Genomic DNA, 22,921 nt, shown 5'->3' with positions numbered 1-22,921 from the left:
CGGCACTTTTCCCTAGAAGTGTAATCCTAACAGCGGCTAAGGTCGCGGGGGCGATCTATCTATCGCAGGTCTTGGTTATTCAGGGCTTTTTCGGGCCTTCCAGTTGCAGTTGTTCAGGTGTATCGGGCAGACGTTCGGCAACCGCGAGTTTTTCCGGACGCTGACGACTGCGCCACAGGCGGAACGCGTTGAGTTCTTCGTCGAGCGTTTTCATCAGCCAGGCGAGCACGGCGATGTCGTCGAGCATGCCGAAGACCGGGATGAAATCCGGAATGGCATCGACCGGGCTGAGGAAGTACATCAACCCCGCCACCACCGAAACCAACGCCTTGCCGCTTATTGCGCGGTACTCGCCACGCCAGTAAGCCAGGCACAGCGCCTGCAGCAAACGCAGGTCATCTTTGAGCTTGCCGAGGCGATTGCCTTGCGCGGCGCCTTTGCTGGCCACGGCGAACAATAAAGTCGGCAGGCGACCACGGGCCAGCAAACGGCCAGCCAGGGGCAGGAATCGAGCGAAATTCCACGGAGCTTTCATCTATTCCTCCCGTTGAAATGTTATCCACACAAATTGTGGATAACCTTGTGAACAGAGCTGCATTTCGGCGCTGAGAGCCCCGGTTTATAAGGGCCGCGCTCAGATCGGGCGTTTTTTACTCACATAAAAAACCCCAATATTTCATTGACTTGGCGGCTCAGGGCGTCTAGCGCGGGCAGCCTCAAAGCTATGACTCCCCTGACCGGCATCGGTTCGCTCTGTTTACGCCCGCCAACCTGCAGATGCAACAACGCCCCGCTTAAGCGAGGCGTTGTTGTTGAAGCCGAAGCTGCTTACTTGGCAGCAGCAGCGTCTTCTTTGGCTGGATCCTTGATGGCCAGCAGTTCCAGGTCGAAAACCAGAACCGAATTGGCCGGGATTGCCGGGCTTGGCGATTGCGCGCCGTAAGCCAGATCGCTAGGGATGTACAGTTTGTACTTCTCGCCAACGTGCATCAGTTGCAGACCTTCAACCCAACCCGGGATCACGCCGCTTACTGGCAGATCGATCGGGCTGCCGCGCTCGACGGAGCTGTCGAATACGGTGCCGTTGGTCAGCTTGCCGGTGTAGTGAACAGTCACTACGTCGGTCGGCTTAGGCTGGGGGCCGTCGGCTTTTTTGATGACTTCATATTGCAGGCCGGAAGCAGTAGTCGTTACGCCTGCTTTCTTGCCGTTTTCTTCGAGGAATTTCTTGCCAGCGGTTGCCGACTCTTCGCTCATCTTGGCCATACGCTCTTCGGCACGCTTTTGCAGCGCGGCGAAAGCTTCAACCAGTTCTTCGTCTTTCAGCTTCTGTTCTTTCTTGCCGACGGCATCTTCGATGCCCTGGGCTACTGCTTTGGAGTCCAGATCATCCATGCCTTCCTGAGCCAGGCTCTTGCCCATGTTCAGGCCGATACCGTAGGAAGCTTTTTGCGCCGGGGTTTTCAGCTCTACGCTGGTTTGCGAATCACAACCCGCAAGTACCAGGCTAACCAGGGCTACCGCCGCCGCCAACCGATGCTGTTTCATGCTATTTCCTTGTTCATGCGCCGAAAGGGCAATCGAGTAAAGCCGCGAGCTTATCAGGCCGCCACGACCAATGGCTACCGGCATGAGAGCAGTAAAGCGGCGATAAGTTCAGGTATTGAAACGCATTCGGCTAAAGGCACGATGAAGCTTCTGTCATCTACGCCCTACAACGATTGATGCCACTTCTCACAACAGTTGGCGTAATGGCCACTTGCCCACCCTCATAGCCTCAGGCATAACAGCGCAATAATTCGACAAGGATGTTTAACTTGCGCCGCTTATTCCGTGTTTTGACCCTGATCGTCGTGCTGCTTGGCCTCGTCCTCGCCGTGGTTTTGTATTACGTCGCCAACCCGAAATTACCGTTCTACACCCCGGCCGAGCAGGTGCATTACCTGAATCAATGGTCGGAAGAACAGCGGCAAACTTATTACTTCACGCCTCAGGGCACACAGGTCAAAGGCCTGCGCTATGAGTGGTTTCAAGCGCTGGAGCTGCCCTTCTCCGAGCAGCGTTTCGCCTCTGCGGAATACCTCGCGCGTTTCGGTTTTCTGGTCGATCCAAAACAGAAAGCCACGCAGAACAACCCCGGCAACCTGCCCGTGGGTTTCGCCCGACATCAAAACCCCGCTACTTCCGAGCAATATCTCGACATAACTTGCGCGGCTTGCCACACCGGCGAATTGCGTTTCAAAGGTCAGGCTGTGCGCATCGACGGCGGCACCGCGCAGCACGTGTTGCCTTCCAGTGTTCCTACATTGCGCGGTGGCAGTTTCGGACAGGCATTGGTCGCGAGTCTGACGGCGACTTACTACAACCCGTGGAAATTCGAACGCTTCGCCCGAAGCGTGCTCGGCGATCAATACGACGTGCGCCACGAGCAACTGCGCAAAGACTTCAAAACCTCGCTGGATACGTTCCTGAAAGTCGCCTGGAACGACACCTATCGCGGCCTCTACCCCACCGAAGAAGGCCCTGGCCGCGCCGATGCATTCGGTCGGATCGCCAACGCGACCTTCGGCGATGCGATTTCCCCCGCCAACTATCGCGTGGCCAATGCGCCAGTCGATTACCCGCAGTTGTGGGACATGTGGACGTTCGACTGGGTGCAGTGGAACGGCTCGGCGCAGCAGCCGATGGCGCGCAATATCGGCGAAGCGCTGGGCGTGGGCGCCACTTTGAATTTCTTCGATGCCAACGGCCAACCGCTGCAAGGCGATGAGCGCTACGCCTCGAGCGTTCGCGTGCGCGATCTGCACACAATTGAAGAAACCCTGCAAAAACTGCAACCACCGGCCTGGCCGGAAGAGATACTTGGCGCCGTCGACCAACCTCTGGCCGCCAAGGGCCGCGCGCTATTTGCGGAAAACTGCGCCGGCTGCCATGTGCCGCGCGTCACCCAGGAGGGCGAGCGCTGGGTGCAGCATTTGCACATACTGCCGCTCGATGTGATCGGTACTGACCCGAACGCCGCCACCAACATCGCCACCCACCGCTTCGACCTGACAACGCTGCAATGGGATTTGAAAGAGCTGGCGAACATGGACGTCAAGTTGCACCCGACGCCCACCGAACCGCTGGATCTGAGCCAGCTGTCAGTCGCCAAGGGACTGGCGTACGTCACCGCTTTCGTCGAAAACCGCGCCTACCGCGAAGCCAACGTCACTCCGGAAGAAAAACCTCGACTGGACGGTTTCGGCCTGCCGATCGGCGTGAGCGAAAAAGTCGCTTACAAGGCGCGGCCATTGGCTGGCGTCTGGGCGACCCCACCCTTCCTGCACAACGGCTCGGTGCCAAGCGTTTATCAATTGCTCTCGCCGCAAGATGAGCGCGCGACCACCTTCTATAAAGGCACCTTCGAATACGATCCTCGCCATCTGGGTTATCGCAGCGAAGCGTTCACCAATGGCTTCCTGTTCGATACGCGCATCAGTGGCAACCGCAACAGCGGTCATGAATTCCGCGCCGGCGAACGCGGCAATGGCGTGATCGGCCGACTGTTGCAGCCCGAAGAACGCTGGGCCTTGCTCGAATACCTGAAAGTGCTGGGCGGCCCACTGGAGGCGCAATTGCCATGACGATGCCGACATTCAAGAAAAAATTGCCGTTGCTCGCCCGAATCTGGTTGTGGCTGGGGCGCTTGCTTGGCAAAACCGTGTTAATCCTTCTGGTGATTGGCTTGCTCGGCTGGGCGATCGCGACGGCGTGGTTTGCCTGGCAGTACCGCGGCCCGGTGTCGGCGCTGGAGCAAATTCCGCCCGGCGAAGCCGCGATGACGCAGGACGTGATCCAGACTGCCGTGCGCATCGTCGATCAACACCGCGAGCCCACGCGTTATCTGCGCGACGCCCATGCCAAAGCGCATGGTTGCGTGAAGGCAGAAGTCAAAGTATTGCCGGAACTGGCGCAATCATTACGCCAAGGCGTGTTCAGTGAGCCGGGGAAAACCTGGCAGGCGATGATTCGTCTGTCGAATGGCAACGCTTATCCGCAATTCGACAGCCTGCGCGATGCTCGCGGTATGGCGATCAAGTTGTTCGATGTGTCGGGTAAACCCTTGCTCGGCGATCGACCGGCGCAGCGCGAACAGGATTTAGTGATGTTCAGTCATGCGAACTTCTTTGTCAGCGATGTCGCCGAGTACCGTCAGAATGTGGCGGCGCAGGCTGACGGCAAGAAGATCATGGCGTTTTTTCCGGGGTGGGATCCGCGCACCTGGCAGATCCGTCATCTGTTTATTGCACTGGCCACGCTGGCACCGCCGCCGGACAGCCCGACGCAGACGACTTATTTTTCGGTCTCGCCGTACAAATTCGGTGAGGCCAATGCGAAATTTCGGGTGATGCCGGATCCGGACAGTTGCCCGGCGTACGCGTTGCCTCAACAGAATCACGATCTGCCGAACTTTCTGCGCAGTGCTTTGAGTCAGCAGTTATCGACGGATCGGGTGCCAGCGTGTTTTGTCCTGCAGATTCAGCGTCAGGATGCCAACAAGTACATGCCGATCGAAGACACCAGCATTGAATGGCGTGAGCAGGACTCGCCGTTTGAGACGGTGGCGCGGATTACCTTGCCGGCGCAAGACTTCGATACGCCGACGTTGAATCTGGCGTGCGACAACCTGTCGTTCAATCCGTGGTTTGGTATCGAGGCGCATCGGCCGATTGGCGGGATCAATCGGTTGCGTAAAGCGGTGTATGAAGCGGTGAGCGACTATCGCCACAGCCAGAATGCCGCGCATTAAAAAAGATCTGCACATAACCTGTGGCGAGAGGATTTATCCCCGTTGGGCTGCGAAGCGGCCCCCGCTTTTAAAATCTGGGCCTGCTGCAGGCCAACGGGGATAAATCCCCTCGCCACAGGTCAGCATCAAATCTGAGATTTCATAAACCCCAGACAGCAAAAAGCCCGCACTAGGCGGGCTTTCTGTGGATTCTGGCGTTCAGTGTTCCAGATTCCGAATATGGCGCAGCGGACGGGACTCGAACCCGCGACCCCCGGCGTGACAGGCCGGTATTCTAACCGACTGAACTACCGCTGCGCGAAACGCTTGAAACGAATGGTGGGTGATGACGGGATCGAACCGCCGACATTCTGCTTGTAAGGCAGACGCTCTCCCAGCTGAGCTAATCACCCTTCGCTTCGTTACGGGACGCATTATGCCACAAGTTTTCGTAAAGTGTTGATTTAATTGAAGTTTTTTTCAAATAAATCCGAAAACCGGTAAAACGACACATCCCGCGGGTACAACTGTACAAACTTTGAGGCAGAAAAAAACCCGCTTGGGCGGGTTCTTCCGTGGTGACCTGGCGTTCAGTGGTCCAGGTTACCGAATATGGCGCAGCGGACGGGACTCGAACCCGCGACCCCCGGCGTGACAGGCCGGTATTCTAACCGACTGAACTACCGCTGCGCTAAACACTAGAAACGAATGGTGGGTGATGACGGGATCGAACCGCCGACATTCTGCTTGTAAGGCAGACGCTCTCCCAGCTGAGCTAATCACCCTTCGCTTCGGTGTGGCGCGCATTCTACGGAGCGACCCAACCTCTGGCAAGCACTTTTTTAAATAATTTTCTCAGGCCTTCCAAAGGCTTACAGAAGGGTTGGCCTATGAGACGGCGAGGACAATAATGCCCCCCTTTGTATAAAGGAGAGACTCACCCCATGTGGTTCAAGAACCTGCTTATCTATCGCCTGACCCAAGACCTGCCTGTCGATGCCGAGGCGCTGGAAACTGCACTGGCCACCAAACTGGCGCGTCCATGTGCAAGCCAGGAGTTGACCACCTACGGTTTCGTCGCGCCGTTCGGCAAAGGCGAAGATGCTCCACTGGTGCACGTCAGCGGTGACTTCCTGCTGATTTCCGCGCGTAAAGAAGAACGCATTCTGCCGGGCAGCGTCGTGCGCGACGCGGTAAAGGAAAAGGTCGAAGAGATCGAAGCCGAGCAGATGCGCAAGGTCTATAAGAAGGAACGCGATCAGATCAAGGATGAAATCATCCAGGCCTTCCTGCCGCGCGCCTTTATCCGTCGCTCGTCGACCTTCGCCGCCATTGCGCCGAAACAGGGTCTGATCCTGGTCAACTCGGCCAGCCCGAAACGCGCTGAAGACTTGCTGTCGACCCTGCGCGAAGTGATCGGCACCCTGCCCGTCCGTCCGCTGAGCGTGAAAATGTCGCCAACCGCGACCATGACCGAATGGGTCACCACGCAGAAAGCTGCCGACGACTTCTATGTGCTGGACGAGTGCGAACTGCGCGACACCCACGAAGACGGCGGCATCGTTCGTTGCAAACGTCAGGATCTGACCAGCGAAGAAATCCAGCTGCACCTGAGCACCGGCAAAGTCGTCACGCAGCTGTCGCTGGCGTGGCAGGACAAGTTGTCGTTCATGCTTGACGACAAGATGACTGTTAAACGTCTGAAGTTCGAAGACCTGTTGCAGGATCAGGCGGAACAGGACGGTGGCGATGAGGCACTGGGTCAACTGGACGCCAGCTTCACCCTGATGATGCTGACCTTCGGCGACTTCCTGCCGGCGCTGGTTGAAGCGCTGGGTGGTGAAGAGACGCCGCAGGGGATCTGATCCCTTGTGATGTCCAAACTGTAGGAGTGAGCCTGCTCGCGATGAGGGACTGACATTCAACATCAATGTTGACTGAACGACCGCCATCGCGAGCAGGCTCACTCCTACATTTGGTTTTGTGGTGTAACTAACAATAAGGAACAAGCCATGCGCGCACTGGCTGCACTCAGCCGCTTTGTCGGCAATACCTTCGCTTACTGGGTTCTGATTTTCGCGGTCATCGCGTTCCTGCAACCGGCGTGGTTCCTCGGTCTGAAAGGCGCGATCGTGCCGTTGCTCGGGCTGGTGATGTTCGGCATGGGCCTGACCCTCAAACTCGACGACTTCGCTGCCGTTGCCCGCCATCCGTGGCGCGTGGCGCTGGGCGTGGTTGCACATTTCGTGATCATGCCCGGTGTGGCGTGGTTGCTTTGCCAGGTGTTTCACCTGCCGCCGGAAATCGCCGTCGGCGTGATTCTGGTCGGTTGCTGCCCAAGCGGCACCTCCTCCAACGTGATGACCTGGCTGGCGCGCGGCGATCTGGCGTTGTCGGTAGCCATCGCCGCCGTTACCACCCTCCTCGCTCCGCTGCTGACCCCGGCGCTGATCTGGCTGCTGGCTTCGGCGTGGTTGCCGGTGTCGTTCATGGAGCTGTTCTGGTCGATCCTGCAAGTGGTGCTGTTGCCGATCATTCTCGGCGTGGTTGCCCAGCGTCTGCTTGGCGACAAGGTTCGTCATGCGGTGGATGTGTTGCCGCTGGTGTCGGTGGTCAGCATCGTGATTATCGTCACTGCCGTGGTCGCCGCCAGCCAGGCAAAAATTGCCGAATCCGGTCTGCTGATCATGGCCGTGGTGATGCTGCACAACAGCTTCGGTTATCTGCTGGGTTACTTCACCGGTCGCCTGTTCAAGCTGCCGTTGGCTCAGCGCAAATCGCTGGCGCTGGAAGTCGGCATGCAGAACTCGGGATTGGGCGCTGCGTTGGCCAGTGCGCACTTCTCGCCACTGGCGGCAGTGCCGAGCGCGTTGTTCAGTGTCTGGCACAATATTTCCGGTGCGCTGCTGTCGACCTACTTCCGCCGCATGAGCGAAAAGGAAGATCGCGAGGCGCTGGCGCAACAGGCTGCCGACTGAGCTGAAACTTGATCCCCGGGTTAATGCTCGTCAAACTATCGCGCAACGCGAGGACGACCTCGCGGCTCGATCGAGTCATTAATCTGGGGACGACCCCGTCAATCGATGGAGGTCTCTCATGTCCTGGATCATTCTGTTTTTCGCCGGCCTGTTCGAAGTCGGCTGGGCCGTTGGCCTGAAATACACCGATGGCTTCAGCCGTCCACTTCCTACTGCGCTGACCGTTGCGGCCATGGCCATCAGCCTAGGCCTGCTCGGCCTTGCGATGAAGGAATTGCCGTTGGGCACGGCGTATGCGATCTGGACTGGGGTCGGTGCTGTGGGCACAGTGATTGCCGGGATCATACTGTTTGGCGAATCGATGGCGTTGATTCGGCTGGCGAGTGTGGCGTTGATCATCACTGGCCTGATAGGGCTTAAGGTCAGCGCTTAGGCCTCTACCGCTTTCGCGAGCAAGCCCGCTCCCACATTCGACCGCGTTCCATCATGGGAATACGGTCAACTGTGGGAGCGGGCTTGCTCGCGAAGAGGCCCTAAAAATCACTAATTATTTAACCGCCCCACGCAACTCCCCCACCAACACCTGCAACTTCGCCGGCTCAGCCGCACCAACATCCACCGCCGAACCCGCCACCAATGTCACCCGCGACCACAACCGGTGAAAAAAACCCTTGTTCGGATCGCGACTGAAGAAGCTCCCCCACAACCCCTGCAACGCCAGCGGAATCACCGGTACCGGCGTCTCCTCTAGAATCCGCGTCAGCCCGCCCCTGAATTCATTCATCTCGCCATCAGCAGTCAATTTGCCTTCCGGGAAGATGCACACCAATTCGCCTTCCTTCAGATATTGCGCAATCCGCGTGAAGGCCTTCTCATAGATCTGGATATCTTCCTGCCGCCCAGCGATAGGAATGGCTCCCGCCGTGCGGAAGATAAAGTTCAGCACCGGCAAGTTGTAGATTTTGTAGTACATGACAAAGCGAATCGGCCTACGCACTGCGCCGCCAATCAGCAAGGCATCGACGAACGACACGTGGTTACACACCAACAACGCCGCGCCCTCATCAGGAATCGCCTCAAGGTTGCGATGTTCGACGCGGTACATGGAATGGCTGAGCAGCCAGATCATGAAACGCATACTGAACTCGGGGACGATTTTGAAGATGTAGGCGTTGACGCCGATGTTCAGCAGCGACACCACCAAGAACAGCTGCGGAATCGACAGTTTGACCACGCTCAACAACACGATAGAGACGATGGCCGAGACCACCATAAACAGTGCGTTGAGAATGTTGTTCGCTGCGATTACCCGCGCGCGCTCGTTCTCGGCGGTGCGCGACTGGATCAACGCGTACAGCGGAACGATATAGAAGCCGCCGAAAATGCCCAGACCGAGAATGTCGATCAACACCGCCCACGTGTGCACAAAGCCCAGCACTTCAACCCAGCTATGGCCAGTGACGCTGTCCGGGATTCCACCGGAATGCCACCACAGCAGCAGCCCGAACACGGTCAGACCAAATGAGCCGAACGGCACCAGACCGATCTCGACTTTACGCCCGGAAAGCTTCTCGCAGAGCATTGAACCGAGGGCGATCCCCACCGAGAACACCGTCAGAATCAAGGTGACCACGGTTTCATCGCCGTGCATCCATTCCTTGGCATACGCCGGAATCTGCGTCAGATAAATCGCCCCGACAAACCAGAACCACGAATTGCCTACGATCGAACGCGACACCGCTGGGGTCTGGCCCAAGCCGAGTTTCAGCGTCGCCCACGATTGGCTGAAGATATTCCAGTTCAGGCGCATTTCCGGCGAGGACGCCGCCGCCCGTGGAATGCTGCGGCTGGCGAGATAACCCAGCACGGCAATGCCAACGATGGCGCCGGACACCAGTGGCGCGTAGTGCGTCGAAGACATGATGACCCCGGCGCCGATGGTGCCGGCCAGGATCGCCAGAAACGTGCCCATCTCCACCAGGCCATTGCCGCCGACCAGTTCATCCTCGCGCAATGCCTGCGGCAGGATCGAATACTTCACCGGCCCGAACAGCGCCGAGTGCGTGCCCATGGCGAACAACGCCACCAGCATCAGCGACAGCTGATCGAACAAGAATCCGACGGATCCCACCGCCATGATGGCGATTTCCGCCAGTTTGATCAGACGGATCAACGCGTCCTTGGCGAATTTTTCGCCAAACTGCCCGGCCAGCGCCGAGAACAGAAAGAACGGCAGAATAAACAGCAGCGCGCAGAGGTTGACCCAGATCGAGCGGTCACCTTCGATGGTCAGCCGATAGAGAATGGCGAGGATCAACGACTGTTTAAACACGTTGTCGTTAAACGCGCCGAGCGATTGCGTGATGAAGAACGGTAAAAAGCGTCGCGTGCGCAGCAGGTTGAACTGTGAGGAGTGACTCATCTTCCGTGTTTCCCTGATTTTGCTGGGGGTGGTCTGGATACTGTCTATTGGATTCACAAACCGCAATCCAGGCCACACCTTAGCTAAATATTTCAGGTTATTTCTTCAAACCGGCGATGCACGGTGAAACAAACAGCTCGCCGCGCCACGCGCCTTGCACGGTACGTTTACCGACGATCAGCCACATGATCGCGAGCAACGTCACCAACACACAGCCAACCACGCTGAAAAATCCGAGATTCAAGGTGCTCGCCAGCTTCAACGTTGCCAGCGAATAAACGCCCAACGGGAAGGTGAAGCCCCACCAGCCAAGATTGAAAGGGATGCCGTCACGCATATAACGCACGGTGATCAGCAGTGCCATCAACATCCACCACAACCCGAAGCCCCACAGCGTGATGCCGGCGACCAGGCCAATGCCCGATGCGATTTCGCCGATGCCCGGCAGACCGTTGGCAGCGAAGATCGCCGGTGCATCAGCGCCCAACAGCAACATGCCCAGCGCACCGGTGCCGATCGGGCCAAGGGCCAGCCAGCTCGAAGCGGCCATGTTTTCGTGAGGCAGTTTGTGCAGGGCCATGCGCAGCAGAAGGATTGTCAGAATGCTGAACGCCACCGGTAGGGAAAATGCCCAAAGCACGTAGCTGGTGGTCAGTACCACCAGTTGCGAGTGGGCATCGGTCAGATGCGGTGCGAGCAAACCACCGCTGGCCGCTGCCACTTCTGCGGCGACTACGGGCAACAGCCAAACGGCGGTCATCTGATCAATGCTGTGTTCCTGACGGGTAAACATCATGTACGGAATCAACACGCCGCAGGCCAGCGACATCGCCACATCGATCCACCACAGCACTTCGGCCAGATGAATTACCCCGTCGCCCCAGCGTGGCAGGCCGAACACCAAAAAACCGTTAATGATCGTCGCCAGGCCCATGGGAATGGTGCCGAAGAACATCGATACCGTGGAATGCCCGAAAATCCGCCGCGCTTCATCGAAGAACAGAATCCAGCGAGCGGCATAAGCCAGGGTGAACAACGTGAACAACAGAATGTTGAACAACCACAGCCCTTCGGCCACGGCGTGCAAAGCGGGAATCGCCACCGGCAGTTGCGCCAACGCCAATGCCAGCACACCGGTACCCATGGTCGCGGCGAACCAGTTCGGTGTGAATTGGCGGATCACTTCACGCGGATGCTGAAGTTGGCTGAATGGCTTGATGCCGGGTTTGGCGCTGTTGGGGCAAATCATCATGAACTCCTGTCCTCAGGTGAGGTGGAATTCATGGTAGATCCGAATCGAATATCTATATAACGGGTAATATCTCTAACTGTTATCTGCTTTGCCAATAAGCAGTCAAACGCTGCCTTCGCTTTCGATCACCAGAATCCGCGCCGCGCCTTGTGGATGCGCGACATGCTCGGTGCCGACCGAGGCGTAAAAGATGTCGCCAACGTCGAGCTGCACCTGTTTTTCTTCGCCATTTTCGCGGTAGTGCATCTGCACCTGGCCATCGAGCACCACGAATACTTCTTCGCCATCGTTGACGTGCCATTTGTACGGCTGATCCGTCCAGTGCAGGCGCGTGGTGATGCCGTTCATGTTGGCGATGTCCAGCGCGCCCCAGGCGCAGTCGGCGGTAAAGGTTTTGCTGCGGATAATCTTCATGAATCGATCCGTGAGAAGAATGGCCAAGCAAGGCTAACCGAAACTCAGGGAGCGCTGCACACCTTGACCGCTTTGGCGCGCAGGCTGAGCAATAACGCGCCCACTGCCAACACGATCAGTACCGCGCCGTAGCCATCAGTGGTTGCCAGCAAGCCATAGGTGCGAGCCAGATAACCGGCCAACAATGCCGGCAGGCAGAACGCGAGATAGCTGAGCAGGTAATACGCCGACATCAATCCCGCGCGCTCATGCGGCAATGCCAGCGGCACCAGGCTGCGCACTGCGCCGAGGAAACCCGAGCCAAACCCACAACCGGCGACCAGCGTGCCGAGGAAGAACAGGGAAAGACTCGCGCTGTGCACGCCGAGCAAGATCAGCACCAGACCGATCGGCAGCAAACTAGCGCCCAGCCGCAAGGCTTGTTTGGCGCTGCGATTGCGCAGGGTGAAGATCATCAGCGCACCGGTCAGAGTCAACGCCGCCACGGTCGAGCCGCCGATCAGGTTGGACGTTGAACCGGTGGCCGTGCGCACCAACGACGGAGCCAGCGAGGCGTAAAAACCACCAAGCGCCCATGTCGCCGTGTTCAGCGGCAGCACTCGCCACAATGTTGAACGCGCCTGAGCCGGCACGTGCAGCGTTGGCTTCAACGACGCCCAGGCCCCGGCTTGCGGAGAGACACTTTCCGGCAGACGCCAGACATAAATTCCCTGCAACACAAACAATCCGAGCAGCAACCAATAGGTCAACTGCAACGGCGCCGGAGCGAATTCAGCGAGCAATCCACAACCCAAACCACCCAACGCCATCCCCAACAGCGGCGCGACGCTGTTGATCAACGGCCCTTGCTGGCGATCCGTATCGAGCAACGTCGCGCTCAACACCGCCGTCGCCATGCCGGTGGCGAAACCTTGCAGGACGCGCGCGCTGATCAGCCACGTGACGCTGTCGGCATAGATAAACAGCAGCATCGCCAAGGCATTGAGCAGCACGGCGGTGAAGATCACCGGTTTGCGTCCCACATGGTCGGACAGCGAGCCCACTGTTAATAGCGCCGCCAACAGACTGAGCGCATAGACACCGAAGATCAGCGTCAGCACCACCGCCGAGAAATGCATTTGATCCTGATACAGGTGATACAGCGGCGTCGGCGCGGTGGAAGCGGCGAGAAAACTGAGTAAGGTGATCGCCAGAAACCACAGGCTGGAGCGGTTTGAAACGACGTTATTCAAGGGGCTAATCATGGGCACACTCCGCAAAAGCTAATTTTTTGCTTTTGCGGAGTGTGCTACCGCCTCGCGCTTAAAGCAAATTCTTTGTGTTAAGGTCTGCCGCATGGCTATTAAAGAAGGTTTACGCCCCGGCGGCCGCAGTGCCCGGGTGCAAGAGTCGATTCATTCGGCAGTCCACGCGCTCCTGCAAGAGCAGGAGCGCTCGACCGTGACCGTGCCGCAAATCGCCGCACGCGCGGGGGTGACGCCGTCGACGATTTATCGACGCTGGGGGGATCTGGCGGCGTTGCTCGCAGACGTCGCTCTCGCCCGCATGCGCCCGGACAGCGAGCCGGCAGCAACGGGCAGTTTGCGCAGCGATATTCGTGCGTGGGCTGAACAGTATCTCGACGAGATGAGCTCCGAGCCCGGCCGCAACATGATGCGCGACGTGCAGGCGAGCGCGACGCCGGGGTATTGCGTGACGATTATTGGTGCGCAGTTGCAGACGATCATTGAACGGCATCCGGATGAAACCGCGCCGAGTGTTGATCGGTTGATCAACCTGGTGGTGGCGCCGGTGGTGTTCCGGATACTGTTTTCGGCGGCGGCGCTTGAAGTGGATGAGCTGCACCATTTGATCGATGTCGCACTGAATCAGCGCTGACGCCAATCCCCTGTAGGAGCTGCGGCACGCTGCGATCTTTTGATCTTGATTTCAAAGATCAAAAGATCAAAAGATCAAAAGATCAAAAGATCGCAGCGTGCCGCAGCTCCTACAGTTCATCGCAGAACCAGCCGGTTCCCCCCTGCGACACCCCGCCACGCCACGACCTTGGTCGACACTGACTAACCGCCGCACTCATGCGAGACTGTTGGCCCGGACAGGGTTGCCGGGGAGTCTCTGTCGGGAGTGTTGCATGTCGTTGTCCACCGGGCTGATCGCCGCCGTCGCCCTCGCCTATATGGCTATCATGTTCGCCATCGCCTTCTACGGCGACCGTCGCAGCGCGCCTTTGCCGCCGCGGATGCGTGCCTGGGTGTACAGCCTGTCGCTGGCGGTTTATTGCACCAGTTGGACATTCTTCGGCGCGGTCGGTCAGGCCGCCGAACAACTGTGGTCATTCCTGCCGATTTACCTCGGGCCGATTCTGCTGCTGCTCGGCGCGCCGTGGGTGCTGCAGAAAATGGTGATGATCAGCAAACAGGAGAACATCACCTCCATCGCTGACTTCATCGCCGCGCGTTACGGCAAATCGCAATCGCTGGCGGTGGTCGTCGCGCTGATCTGCCTGGTCGGCGTCCTCCCCTACATCGCCCTGCAACTCAAAGGCATCGTCCTCGGCGTGAACCTGTTGATCGGCGCCGGTGCCGACGCCATGGGCACCCGCGCGCAGGACACGGCGCTGATCGTGTCGCTGGTGCTGGCGCTGTTCACCATCGTCTTCGGTACGCGCAACCTCGACGCCACCGAGCACCACCGCGGCATGGTGTTGGCGATTGCCTTTGAGTCGCTGGTCAAGCTGTTTGCTTTTCTCGCGGTCGGCGCCTTCGTCACTTTCGGTCTGTACGACGGTTTCGATGACCTGTTCAACCAGGCAATGCTCGCCCCGCGCCTCGAGGAATACTGGAAAGAAACCATTAACTGGCCGTCGATGGTGGTGCAGACCGGCGTGGCGATGATGGCGATCATCTGCCTGCCCCGGCAGTTTCACGTCACCGTAGTCGAGAACATCGACCCGCAAGATCTGCGTCTGGCCAAATGGGTGTTCCCGGCCTACCTCGCACTGGCCGCGCTGTTTGTAGTCCCGATCGCCCTCGCCGGTCAGATGTTGTTACCGAGCGACGTACTCCCCGACTCATTCGTGATCAGTTTGCCGCTCGCTCAAGCCCATCCGGCGCTGGCGCTGCTGGCGTTCATCGGCGGCGCGTCGGCGGCGACCGGCATGGTGATTGTCGCCAGCGTAGCGTTGTCGACCATGGTCTCCAACGACATGCTGTTGCCGTGGTTGCTGCGCCGAAATAACGCCGAGCGCCCGTTCGAAGTGTTCCGCCAGTGGATGCTCTCGGTGCGCCGCGTCAGCATCGTGGTGATTCTGTTGCTGGCGTATGTCAGCTATCGCCTGCTCGGTTCGACTGCGAGTCTGGCAACCATCGGCCAGATTGCCTTCGCCGCTGTCACCCAATTGGCCCCGGCCATGTTGGGCGCGCTGTACTGGAAACAGGCCAACCGGCGCGGGGTTTTCGCCGGTCTCGCCGCCGGTACTTTCCTGTGGTTTTACACGCTGATTCTGCCGATTGCCGCGCACAGCCTGGGCTTGTCCCTGAGCAGTTTTCCGGGACTGGCGTGGTTGCACAGCAATCCGCTGAATTTGCCAATCACCCCACTGACACAAGGCGTGGTGCTGTCGCTGGCCGGTAACTTCACCCTGTTCGCGTGGGTCTCGGTGCTGTCGCGCACGCGGGTATCGGAACACTGGCAGGCCGGGCGTTTCATCGGTCAGGAGATCAGCGCACGGCCAAGTGCCCGCTCAATGTTGGCGGTGCAGATCGACGATTTGCTGCAACTGGCGGCGCGGTTTGTCGGTGAAGAACGCGCGCGACAGAGCTTTATTCGTTTCGCTTACCGTCAGGGCAAAGGCTTCAACCCGAACCAGAACGCCGATGGCGAATGGATCGCCCACACCGAGCGCTTGTTGGCCGGTGTGCTTGGCGCTTCTTCGACGCGCGCCGTGGTAAAAGCCGCCATCGAAGGTCGGGAAATGCAGCTGGAGGACGTAGTCCGGATCGCTGACGAAGCGTCGGAAGTGTTGCAGTTCAACCGCGCCCTGCTGCAAGGCGCGATCGAGAACATCACCCAAGGCATCAGCGTGGTCGACCAGTCGCTGAAACTGGTGGCGTGGAATCGCCGTTATCTGGAGCTGTTCAACTATCCCGACGGTTTGATCAGCGTTGGCCGGCCGATTGCCGACATCATTCGCTACAACGCCGAGCGCGGCTTGTGCGGCCCCGGCGAAGCCGAAGTACACGTTGCCCGCCGTTTGCACTGGATGCGTCAGGGCCGTGCGCACACCTCCGAGCGGCTGTTCCCCAACGGTCGGGTGATCGAACTGATCGGCAACCCGATGCCGGGCGGCGGTTTCGTCATGAGTTTCACCGACATTACTGCGTTCCGCGAAGCCGAGCAGGCGCTGACCGAGGCCAACGAGGGGCTGGAGCAACGGGTCAGCGAGCGTACGCAGGAACTGTCGCAACTCAACGTCGCGCTGACCGAAGCCAAGGGCACCGCCGAGGCAGCGAACCAGTCGAAAACCCGCTTCCTCGCGGCGGTCAGCCATGACTTGATGCAACCGTTGAACGCCGCCCGCCTATTCTCCGCCGCCCTCTCCCACCAGGACGATGGCTTGAGCAGCGAGGCGCAGAAACTGGTGCAGCACCTCGACAGTTCGCTGCGTTCAGCCGAAGACTTGATCAGCGATCTGCTGGATATCTCGCGCCTGGAAAACGGCAAGATCAACCCGGATCGCAAGCCGTTTGCGCTCAATGAGCTGTTCGATATTCTCGGCGCCGAATTCAAGGCATTGGCGCAAGAACAAGGCCTGACCTTCCGCGTGCGTGGCAGTCATCTGCGCATCGACAGCGACAGCAAATTGCTGCGGCGGATTTTGCAGAACTTCCTCACCAATGCATTCCGCTACGCCAAGGGCCCGGTGCTGCTCGGGGTGCGTCGGCGCGGGGCAGAATTGTCGCTGGAAGTGTGGGATCGCGGGCCGGGGATTCCGGAGGACAAGCTGCAGGTGATTTTCGAAGAATTCAAACGCCTCGACAGCCATCAGACCCGCGCCGAAAAAGGCTTGGGGCTTGGCTTGGCGATTGCCGATGGCTTGTGCCGCGTGCTCGGCCATACGTTGCGCGTGCGTTCGTGGCCGGGGCGCGGCAGTGTGTTCAGCGTCAGCGTGCCATTGGCCCCGACGCAAACCGTGCCGGCCAGCGCCGCCGTCGAGTTGAACGGCAAGTTGCTGGGCGGCGCGCAGGTGCTGTGTATCGACAATGAAGACAGCATTTTGATTGGCATGAACAGTTTGCTCAGCCGCTGGGGTTGTCAGGTGTGGACGGCGCGCAATCGTGAGGAATGTGCGGCGTTGCTTAAGGATGGCGTGCGGCCGCAACTGGCATTGGTGGATTACCACCTCGATCACGGCGACACCGGGACAGAGTTGATGGCGTGGTTGCGCACGACGTTGGGCGAGCCGGTGCCGGGAGTGGTGATCAGTGCGGATGGGCGGCCGGAGACGGTGGCGCAGGTGCATGCGGCGGGTCTGGATTATCTGGCGAAACCGGTGAAACCGGCGGCGTTGCGGGCGTTGTTGAGTCGGTATGTGCCGCTCTAAAAGCAAAAGATCGCAGCCTGCGGCAGCTCCTACAGGTTCGGTGTCAGACCACATTTTTGTGTTCGACAAAAATCCCCTGTAGGAGCTGCCGAAGGCTGCGATCTTTTGATCTTTATTCCGGCAACTCAACCAACCCATCAACATCAGTCATCGCCCGCTCCAGCAGATCCGCCGGCAAGCTCTTGCTCGCCCGTGCCCCGAGCAGTTTGAGCTGCTCACTGCGGCTGACCAGATTGCCGCGCCCTTCTGTCAGTTTGTTGCGCGCTGAGCTGTAGGCTTTGTCCAGTTGTTGCAGACGATTGCCGACCTCGTCCAGATCCTGAATGAACAGCACGAACTTGTCGTACAGCCATCCGGCACGCTCGGCGATTTCCCGGGCGTTCTGGCTCTGGCGCTCCTGCTTCCACAGACTGTCGATGACCCGCAATGTCGCCAATAAGGTAGTTGGGCTGACGATCACGATGTTGCGGTCGAACGCCTCTTGAAACAGCGACGGCTCAGCCTGCAACGCCGCCGAGAACGCTGCTTCGATCGGCACGAACAGCAAAACAAAATCGAGACTGTGCAGGCCTTCCAGACGCTTGTAATCCTTGCCGGCCAAGCCTTTGACGTGATTGCGCAGGGACAGTACGTGCTGCTTGATCGCGATCTGGCCGAGGGTGTCGTCTTCGGCGGCGACGTATTGCTGATACGCGGTCAGACTGACTTTCGAGTCGACCACCACCTGCTTGTCGCCCGGCAGATAAATCACCACGTCGGGCTGGAAACGCTCGCCGTCCGGGCCCTTCAAATTGACCTGTGTCTGATACTCGCGGCCCTTCTCCAGACCGGCGTGTTCGAGCACGCGTTCGAGAATCAGCTCGCCCCAATTGCCTTGGGTTTTCTGGCCCTTGAGGGCACGAGTCAGGTTGGTCGCTTCGTCGCTCAGACGCAGGTTGAGCGCTTGCAAACGCTCCAGCTCCTTGGCCAGCGAAAAGCGCTCGCGGGCTTCAGCCTGATAGCTTTCTTCCACACGTTTTTCGAAGGATTGGATGCGTTCTTTCAGCGGATCGAGCAACTGGCCGAGGCGCTGCTGGCTGGTTTCGGCGAAACGCTGCTCGCGCTCATCGAAGATCTTGCCGGCCAGTTCGGCGAACTGCGCGCGCAGCTCATCACGCGAGCCTTGCAGGTCGCTGAGGCGTTGCTGATGGCTTTCCTGTTGCTCACGCAGCTCGGCGTTCAACGAAGCGGCTTGCGCGTCGAGACGGCGCAGTTCGGCTTCTTTGCTGGCACGTTCAATATTCCAGGCGTGGGAGGCGTCGCGGGCGTCGTCGCGCTCGATCTGCAGCAGCTCGACTTCACGGCGCAGGGCCGCCAGTTCCGCCTTTTTCGCGGCGTTGGCCTGGCCCAGATCAGCGACTTCATCGCGGCTCGCCTCAAGCTGAGCGTTGAGGCCGTCCTGCGCCAGTTGCGCCATGGCCAGCCGCTCTTCGAGCAGGGCCACGTCGGCTTGGCCGTTGCTCGCCCGGCGCTGCAGTTGCCAGGCCAGCGCCAGCAATGGCAACCCCGCTGCCGCGAGACCGAGCAATACGCTGGTCAAGTCCATCGCCATAGAGATTCCTGCCCATCCAATAAAGCCTGAAGGTTAACCAAGGTGTCAGGTCTTGGACAGCTCAGTCTTCGATGAGACCGAGTTCCTGCTGCGCACGCCGGTCGCCGGCACGGGCAGCCGAACGCAGCAGATCCTGGCCAATGCGGCGGTCGCGGGCGTTACCGCACTCACGGCACATCAATTGGCCGAGACGGCTTTGCGCAGCGACCACGCCTTCCCGCGCAGGCTGCTTGAGCAGGCGACCGGCAAGGTGTTTGGCGTTGTGGCTGTCGCTCAGGCGCGGGCTGTCGAGCAGCCATTCGGCCACGCGCACAGAAAATCGCTTGGGCGGGGTAACACGAGGGGGTTCTGAGGTAACAGAGTCTGATACTGAGCGAAACTTCATAAAGCACTGTGGGACAGATCGGAAGGCGCGCCACTCTACTCTCTTTTTCTTACAGGTAAAGTCCGAAAAAAACCCGGCACGCCCGTGCTAGAGCAAGCGCTCGGGACAATCCACAGAAGCTGTGGATAACTCAGTGGACAACCGCCCTTGAACCCTCGCAAACCCTTGTGGAATGGGGCTCGCAGTCAAACTGACGATTTTTTCACCAACAAAAAAAACCGATGTTTTTCATTGACTTAAACTTTCGATGCAGGCAGCCATCGGGGTCAGGATTGATGTGACAGTGCTGTGACAGCCTGCGCAACTAATGTGCACAAGTACCTGTTACCCGGTTATAGGGGTGCGCTTTTTCGGGTCGTTTTCCACCCTTGCCTGGGGATAAGGCTGTCTGGCGCGGCGCTTGATGAAAATTGTTTCACCGACCGACGGTCTTAATGTGGGCCAATACGGGGCGATCCGCCGAATCGGCAAGCAGAATCCGTAGCCGCCTGCAATCTTTTTTAGCATGGGGTTTGCTTTGTACTTTTCGATCCGTTAGTATCCGCGGCGTTAGTACCAAGCTGAAAGTCAATTCCGGTCGAACACATCCCCACGGTCAACCTTCTACCAAGAAGCCAATCGCCGAAAAAAGCGGGAGCGACCCCTCGATGGTTTCCAGGTAAATCTTGCGACAACACAGCCTTTGAATGATGCAAAGGGTGTTGCGAAGGCCACTTACTCTGACCGAACCAACCTGCAAATTGATCAGGATCTTCACCCCGGGCCCAGAACCTTTGCCCTTGATGTGTTGCCTGCCCTCCTAAGTACCTACCTGCCAGCCCAAGCGCGCCAACTTATCAGCGCTTCAAACTGGCTGCTTTGTTCCAGTCGGGTTCTTCGTTCGACCAATGGTGGTCGTCGTCACTGGAACGTTTTAACGTTGCACGGTTCTTATCCGTGTCATTTGTAGGAACACCTAATAACTATGTCTACTCAAATCCATACTCAGGATGCCATTCGCACCCTAACCAACGCTTTTGCTCCGATGAACTGCCTGATCATGGCCGCTCGCAAAGGCTGCTTCAGCTTCACACTGGTCAACGAACACGGTATCGCCCGCCACAGCGAGCGTCTGTACCCCGATCAGTACTCCAGCGCTGAACCGCTGCAGGCCGTGATTGATCGTACCCGTCAGGCACTGGTTGCCTGAAAGCCGAAAAGGCTGCAAAAGCAAAAGCCCCGCACAAAATGCGGGGCTTTTTATTGCCCGATGTTTCGCTTTTACCCCTCAGCGGCTAAGCACCATCGGATATAACGAATATTCCGCGCAGCCGGAAATATTTTAAAAACAGGCCTTTACGTCGCGAATATGACACTACACTTCAACTCAAGCGGCGTGATCCGCTTGCGGCGAGCCTGAACCGATCCACTGCTGCCAAGCCCCCCTTCAGGACTCGCCATCAATAACAAGAACCGAGGGATTTATGGGTATCGCTGCCAGCGAACTGTGCCGCTATGTGATCCGTCCTACGTTGATCTACCTGGGACGCCACTGCGCAACTGCCGAAGCCCTGTTGCTGGGCATCGCCGCCAGTCAGTCAGCCCTGGGTTCTGCCCTGCATGACCGCCGTGGCCACGGCCTCTACCGCATTGCCGAGCATCGTCATCAAGCCCTTTGGGATGATTACCTGGCACTCGATCCCGAGCGCGCAAGCCTGGTTCGTGGCCTCGCCAGTCAACACGCTTTTCTCAGTGGCCCACACCTGGAATTAACCGTTAATCTGCGTTACGCCACCGCCATCGCCTGGCTGCTGGTAGAAGAACAAAACCCCACCCTCCCCGACCCGGCTGATTTGCTCGGAATGGCGCGTATCTGGCGTCAGACGTTTCAGCCTCAGGGTCGTCTGCGCGATTTCACCTACGCCTGGCAGACCTGTGTTTCACCGATGAATCAGGTCGCTTGTTGACCCACCGGTTTCGCAAGATCGTGCAACGGGTCGCGAATCTGGTCGGATTGTCCTACAAAACCGCTCTAACTCAAGGCATACGGACTATAGCGCCGGAGCGAAAATGTTGGTAATTTTCGCCCCGGTGATCACCAGGAGTTCTAATAATGAAAAAAGTAATGCTCAAAACCACCCTTAGCCTCGCCGTTACCATGGCATCCACCCAGATTTTCGCAGCTGGCTTTGCCATCAACGAACACAGCATCAGCGGGATGGGGACTGGGTACGCCGGGCGATCTTCTTCTGCCGACGACGCAAGCACTGTTTATGGCAACCCTGCCGGCATGTCGCGCCTCACGCGCGAACAAGTCACTGGCGGTGTTGCATTTCTCGACGCAAAAACCGATATCAGCGACGCCAGCTCCAGCCCTAACGGCGGCAGCAACAAAGGCGACATGGTGCCCTTCACCTCCGTACCTATGGGCTTCTACGTCAAACCAATCGATGATCATTGGGCATTCGGCCTCGGCGTTTACGTGCCGTTCGGCCTGATCACCGATTACGAAAACGGCTTTGCCGGCCGTTACTTCGGCAGCAAGTCCGAAGTACAAGTCATCACCTTCCAGCCAACCGTGAGCTACAAGTTCAACGACGTGGTGTCGATCGGCTTCGGTCCGACCATCAACCGTATCGACGGCTCGCTGGAATCCAACCTGTCGATCACTCAGGCCGCGCCAGATGGCAAGGTCAAGATCAAGGGTGACGACACCGCACTGGGCTACAACATCGGCGTGCTGGTTCAAGCCACCGACACTACGCGCCTGGGCATGACCTACCACTCGAAAGTCGACTACAAGCTCGAAGGCAACACCAAGGTCAACTACGGTGTGCTCGGCCTGATCGGCGCGAACCCGAACCAGAAGTACGACGCTTCGCTGAAGATCACTACGCCTGAATCCCTGGACTTCTCGGTGACCCAGGCGATCAACGATCAGTGGAATGTCTACGCCGGTTCGACCTTCACCCGCTGGAGCCAGTTGAAGAAAATCACCGTCGAGAACTCGGGCGTGCAGCCTGCACTGGCCGGTCAGTTCGGCGAAATCACCGAAGACCAGAACTGGCACGACTCCTGGGCTTACGCCGTGGGTACTTCGTACCAGTTGAACAAGGAATGGGTACTGCGCACCGGTCTGACCTTCGACCAGTCGCCGACCAACAACGTCGACCGTTCGCCACGTATTCCGACTGGCGACCGTACGATTTTCAGCATCGGTGCTGGCTGGAGCCCGACCGAAGACCTGACCATCGACGTGGCCTACTCTTATCTGAAAGAAGAGTCGATCAAGATCCGCAACGAAAACGATCGTGGCCAGACCTACGACGCCAAGTATGAAAACTCGGCAAACGGTTTCGGTGTTGGCGCGACTTATCGCTTCTGATGCTGCCGGGCGGGGTTAACCCCTCGCCCACTGAAAAGCCCCGCTCTCTTTGCAGAAAGCGGGGCTTTTTTGTGCATGCGAGCAAAACTTTGTAGGAGCTGCGGCACGCTGCGATCTTTTGATTTTGACCTTTAAGATCAAA

Annotated in this window: 18 protein-coding genes and 4 tRNA genes; 10 read left to right on the top strand and 12 right to left on the bottom strand. The window is 58.5% G+C overall.

Going from position 1 to position 22,921, the window contains the following annotated elements; all coding sequences use genetic code 11:
- Positions 1-79: 79 nt before the first annotated feature.
- Both AD669_RS08210 and AD669_RS08205 read right to left on the bottom strand, forming a co-directional pair.
- Positions 80-535: a YkvA family protein gene (locus AD669_RS08210; protein ID WP_053118602.1), complete on the bottom strand. Its 456-nt coding sequence runs from the start codon at positions 533-535 to the stop codon at positions 80-82.
- 293 nt (positions 536-828) lie between these two features.
- Positions 829-1,548, bottom strand: a complete 720-nt coding sequence (locus AD669_RS08205) for an FKBP-type peptidyl-prolyl cis-trans isomerase (RefSeq protein WP_053118601.1) — start codon at positions 1,546-1,548, stop codon at positions 829-831.
- Positions 1,549-1,817: 269 nt separating this feature from the next.
- Here AD669_RS08205 and AD669_RS08200 point away from each other — a divergent pair, with 269 nt between their 5' ends.
- On the top strand, positions 1,818-3,626 hold the full coding sequence (locus tag AD669_RS08200; RefSeq protein ID WP_053118598.1) for a di-heme-cytochrome C peroxidase: 1,809 nt from the start codon (positions 1,818-1,820) through the stop codon (positions 3,624-3,626).
- A complete protein-coding gene (locus AD669_RS08195; RefSeq protein ID WP_053118596.1) occupies positions 3,623-4,792 on the top strand; it encodes a catalase family protein in 1,170 nt (389 codons plus the stop codon). Before AD669_RS08200 ends, AD669_RS08195 begins: the two co-directional genes overlap by 4 nt.
- Before the next feature lie 220 nt (positions 4,793-5,012).
- Here AD669_RS08195 and AD669_RS08190 read toward each other — a convergent pair.
- The 4 genes from AD669_RS08190 to AD669_RS08175 all read right to left on the bottom strand — a co-directional run bounded on the left by AD669_RS08190 (position 5,013) and on the right by AD669_RS08175 (position 5,556).
- A tRNA-Asp gene (locus AD669_RS08190) sits at positions 5,013-5,089 on the bottom strand.
- A 19-nt stretch (positions 5,090-5,108) separates the two neighbouring features.
- A tRNA-Val gene (locus tag AD669_RS08185) sits at positions 5,109-5,184 on the bottom strand.
- Positions 5,185-5,384: 200 nt separating this feature from the next.
- Positions 5,385-5,461, bottom strand: a tRNA-Asp gene (locus tag AD669_RS08180).
- A gap of 19 nt (positions 5,462-5,480) precedes the next feature.
- A tRNA-Val gene (locus AD669_RS08175) sits at positions 5,481-5,556 on the bottom strand.
- 159 nt (positions 5,557-5,715) lie between these two features.
- Between AD669_RS08175 and rdgC the strand changes: the two genes are divergently transcribed.
- From rdgC to sugE, 3 genes are all read left to right on the top strand, one after another.
- Positions 5,716-6,636 (top strand): recombination-associated protein RdgC, encoded by a 921-nt coding sequence (gene rdgC / locus AD669_RS08170; protein WP_053118594.1) that lies wholly within the window; start codon positions 5,716-5,718, stop codon positions 6,634-6,636.
- Positions 6,637-6,783: 147 nt separating this feature from the next.
- Positions 6,784-7,749: a bile acid:sodium symporter family protein gene (locus AD669_RS08165; RefSeq protein WP_053118592.1), complete on the top strand. Its 966-nt coding sequence runs from the start codon at positions 6,784-6,786 to the stop codon at positions 7,747-7,749.
- Positions 7,750-7,867: 118 nt separating this feature from the next.
- Positions 7,868-8,182, top strand: coding sequence for a quaternary ammonium compound efflux SMR transporter SugE (sugE, locus tag AD669_RS08160; protein WP_008077894.1), 315 nt, complete (start codon positions 7,868-7,870; stop codon positions 8,180-8,182).
- 114 nt (positions 8,183-8,296) lie between these two features.
- Here the strand turns inward: sugE and AD669_RS08155 are convergent, their stop codons facing one another.
- The 4 genes from AD669_RS08155 to AD669_RS08140 all read right to left on the bottom strand — a co-directional run bounded on the left by AD669_RS08155 (position 8,297) and on the right by AD669_RS08140 (position 13,081).
- The gene (locus tag AD669_RS08155; RefSeq protein WP_053118590.1) at positions 8,297-10,171 is read right to left on the bottom strand and encodes an MFS transporter; all 1,875 of its coding nucleotides are present in this window, start codon (positions 10,169-10,171) and stop codon (positions 8,297-8,299) included.
- A 97-nt stretch (positions 10,172-10,268) separates the two neighbouring features.
- Positions 10,269-11,420 (bottom strand): TDT family transporter, encoded by a 1,152-nt coding sequence (locus tag AD669_RS08150; protein ID WP_053118585.1) that lies wholly within the window; start codon positions 11,418-11,420, stop codon positions 10,269-10,271.
- Positions 11,421-11,525: 105 nt separating this feature from the next.
- Positions 11,526-11,837, bottom strand: coding sequence for a cupin domain-containing protein (locus AD669_RS08145; RefSeq protein ID WP_053118583.1), 312 nt, complete (start codon positions 11,835-11,837; stop codon positions 11,526-11,528).
- A 44-nt stretch (positions 11,838-11,881) separates the two neighbouring features.
- Positions 11,882-13,081: an MFS transporter gene (locus AD669_RS08140; protein WP_371262365.1), complete on the bottom strand. Its 1,200-nt coding sequence runs from the start codon at positions 13,079-13,081 to the stop codon at positions 11,882-11,884.
- 91 nt (positions 13,082-13,172) lie between these two features.
- Between AD669_RS08140 and AD669_RS08135 the strand changes: the two genes are divergently transcribed.
- Together AD669_RS08135 and AD669_RS08130 are read left to right on the top strand one after the other, a co-directional pair.
- Entirely contained in the window at positions 13,173-13,715 is a 543-nt protein-coding gene (locus AD669_RS08135) for a TetR/AcrR family transcriptional regulator (RefSeq protein WP_053118581.1), read from the top strand.
- 253 nt (positions 13,716-13,968) lie between these two features.
- Positions 13,969-17,439: a PAS domain-containing hybrid sensor histidine kinase/response regulator gene (locus AD669_RS08130; RefSeq protein WP_053118578.1), complete on the top strand. Its 3,471-nt coding sequence runs from the start codon at positions 13,969-13,971 to the stop codon at positions 17,437-17,439.
- Positions 17,440-17,551: 112 nt separating this feature from the next.
- Here AD669_RS08130 and rmuC read toward each other — a convergent pair whose 3' ends face one another.
- Together rmuC and AD669_RS08120 are read right to left on the bottom strand one after the other, a co-directional pair.
- Positions 17,552-18,916: a DNA recombination protein RmuC gene (rmuC, locus tag AD669_RS08125; protein WP_172680092.1), complete on the bottom strand. Its 1,365-nt coding sequence runs from the start codon at positions 18,914-18,916 to the stop codon at positions 17,552-17,554.
- 175 nt (positions 18,917-19,091) lie between these two features.
- Positions 19,092-19,415: a hypothetical protein gene (locus tag AD669_RS08120; protein ID WP_082341407.1), complete on the bottom strand. Its 324-nt coding sequence runs from the start codon at positions 19,413-19,415 to the stop codon at positions 19,092-19,094.
- Positions 19,416-20,379: 964 nt separating this feature from the next.
- On the opposite strand from AD669_RS08120, the gene AD669_RS08115 reads away from it, so the two are divergent.
- From AD669_RS08115 to AD669_RS08105, 3 genes are all read left to right on the top strand, one after another.
- Entirely contained in the window at positions 20,380-20,604 is a 225-nt protein-coding gene (locus AD669_RS08115; RefSeq protein WP_003214941.1) for a hypothetical protein, read from the top strand.
- Positions 20,605-20,878: 274 nt separating this feature from the next.
- Positions 20,879-21,361, top strand: coding sequence for a hypothetical protein (locus tag AD669_RS08110; RefSeq protein ID WP_053118572.1), 483 nt, complete (start codon positions 20,879-20,881; stop codon positions 21,359-21,361).
- Positions 21,362-21,507: 146 nt separating this feature from the next.
- On the top strand, positions 21,508-22,779 hold the full coding sequence (locus AD669_RS08105) for an OmpP1/FadL family transporter (protein WP_053118570.1): 1,272 nt from the start codon (positions 21,508-21,510) through the stop codon (positions 22,777-22,779).
- Positions 22,780-22,921: the final 142 nt, after the last annotated feature.

It is taken from the genome of Pseudomonas sp. P1.31, assembly GCF_001269815.1.
GTDB lineage: Bacteria > Pseudomonadota > Gammaproteobacteria > Pseudomonadales > Pseudomonadaceae > Aquipseudomonas > Aquipseudomonas rustica.
Note: the sequence above shows the minus strand (reverse complement) of the source record. Positions and strands in the feature narration are given on the sequence as shown.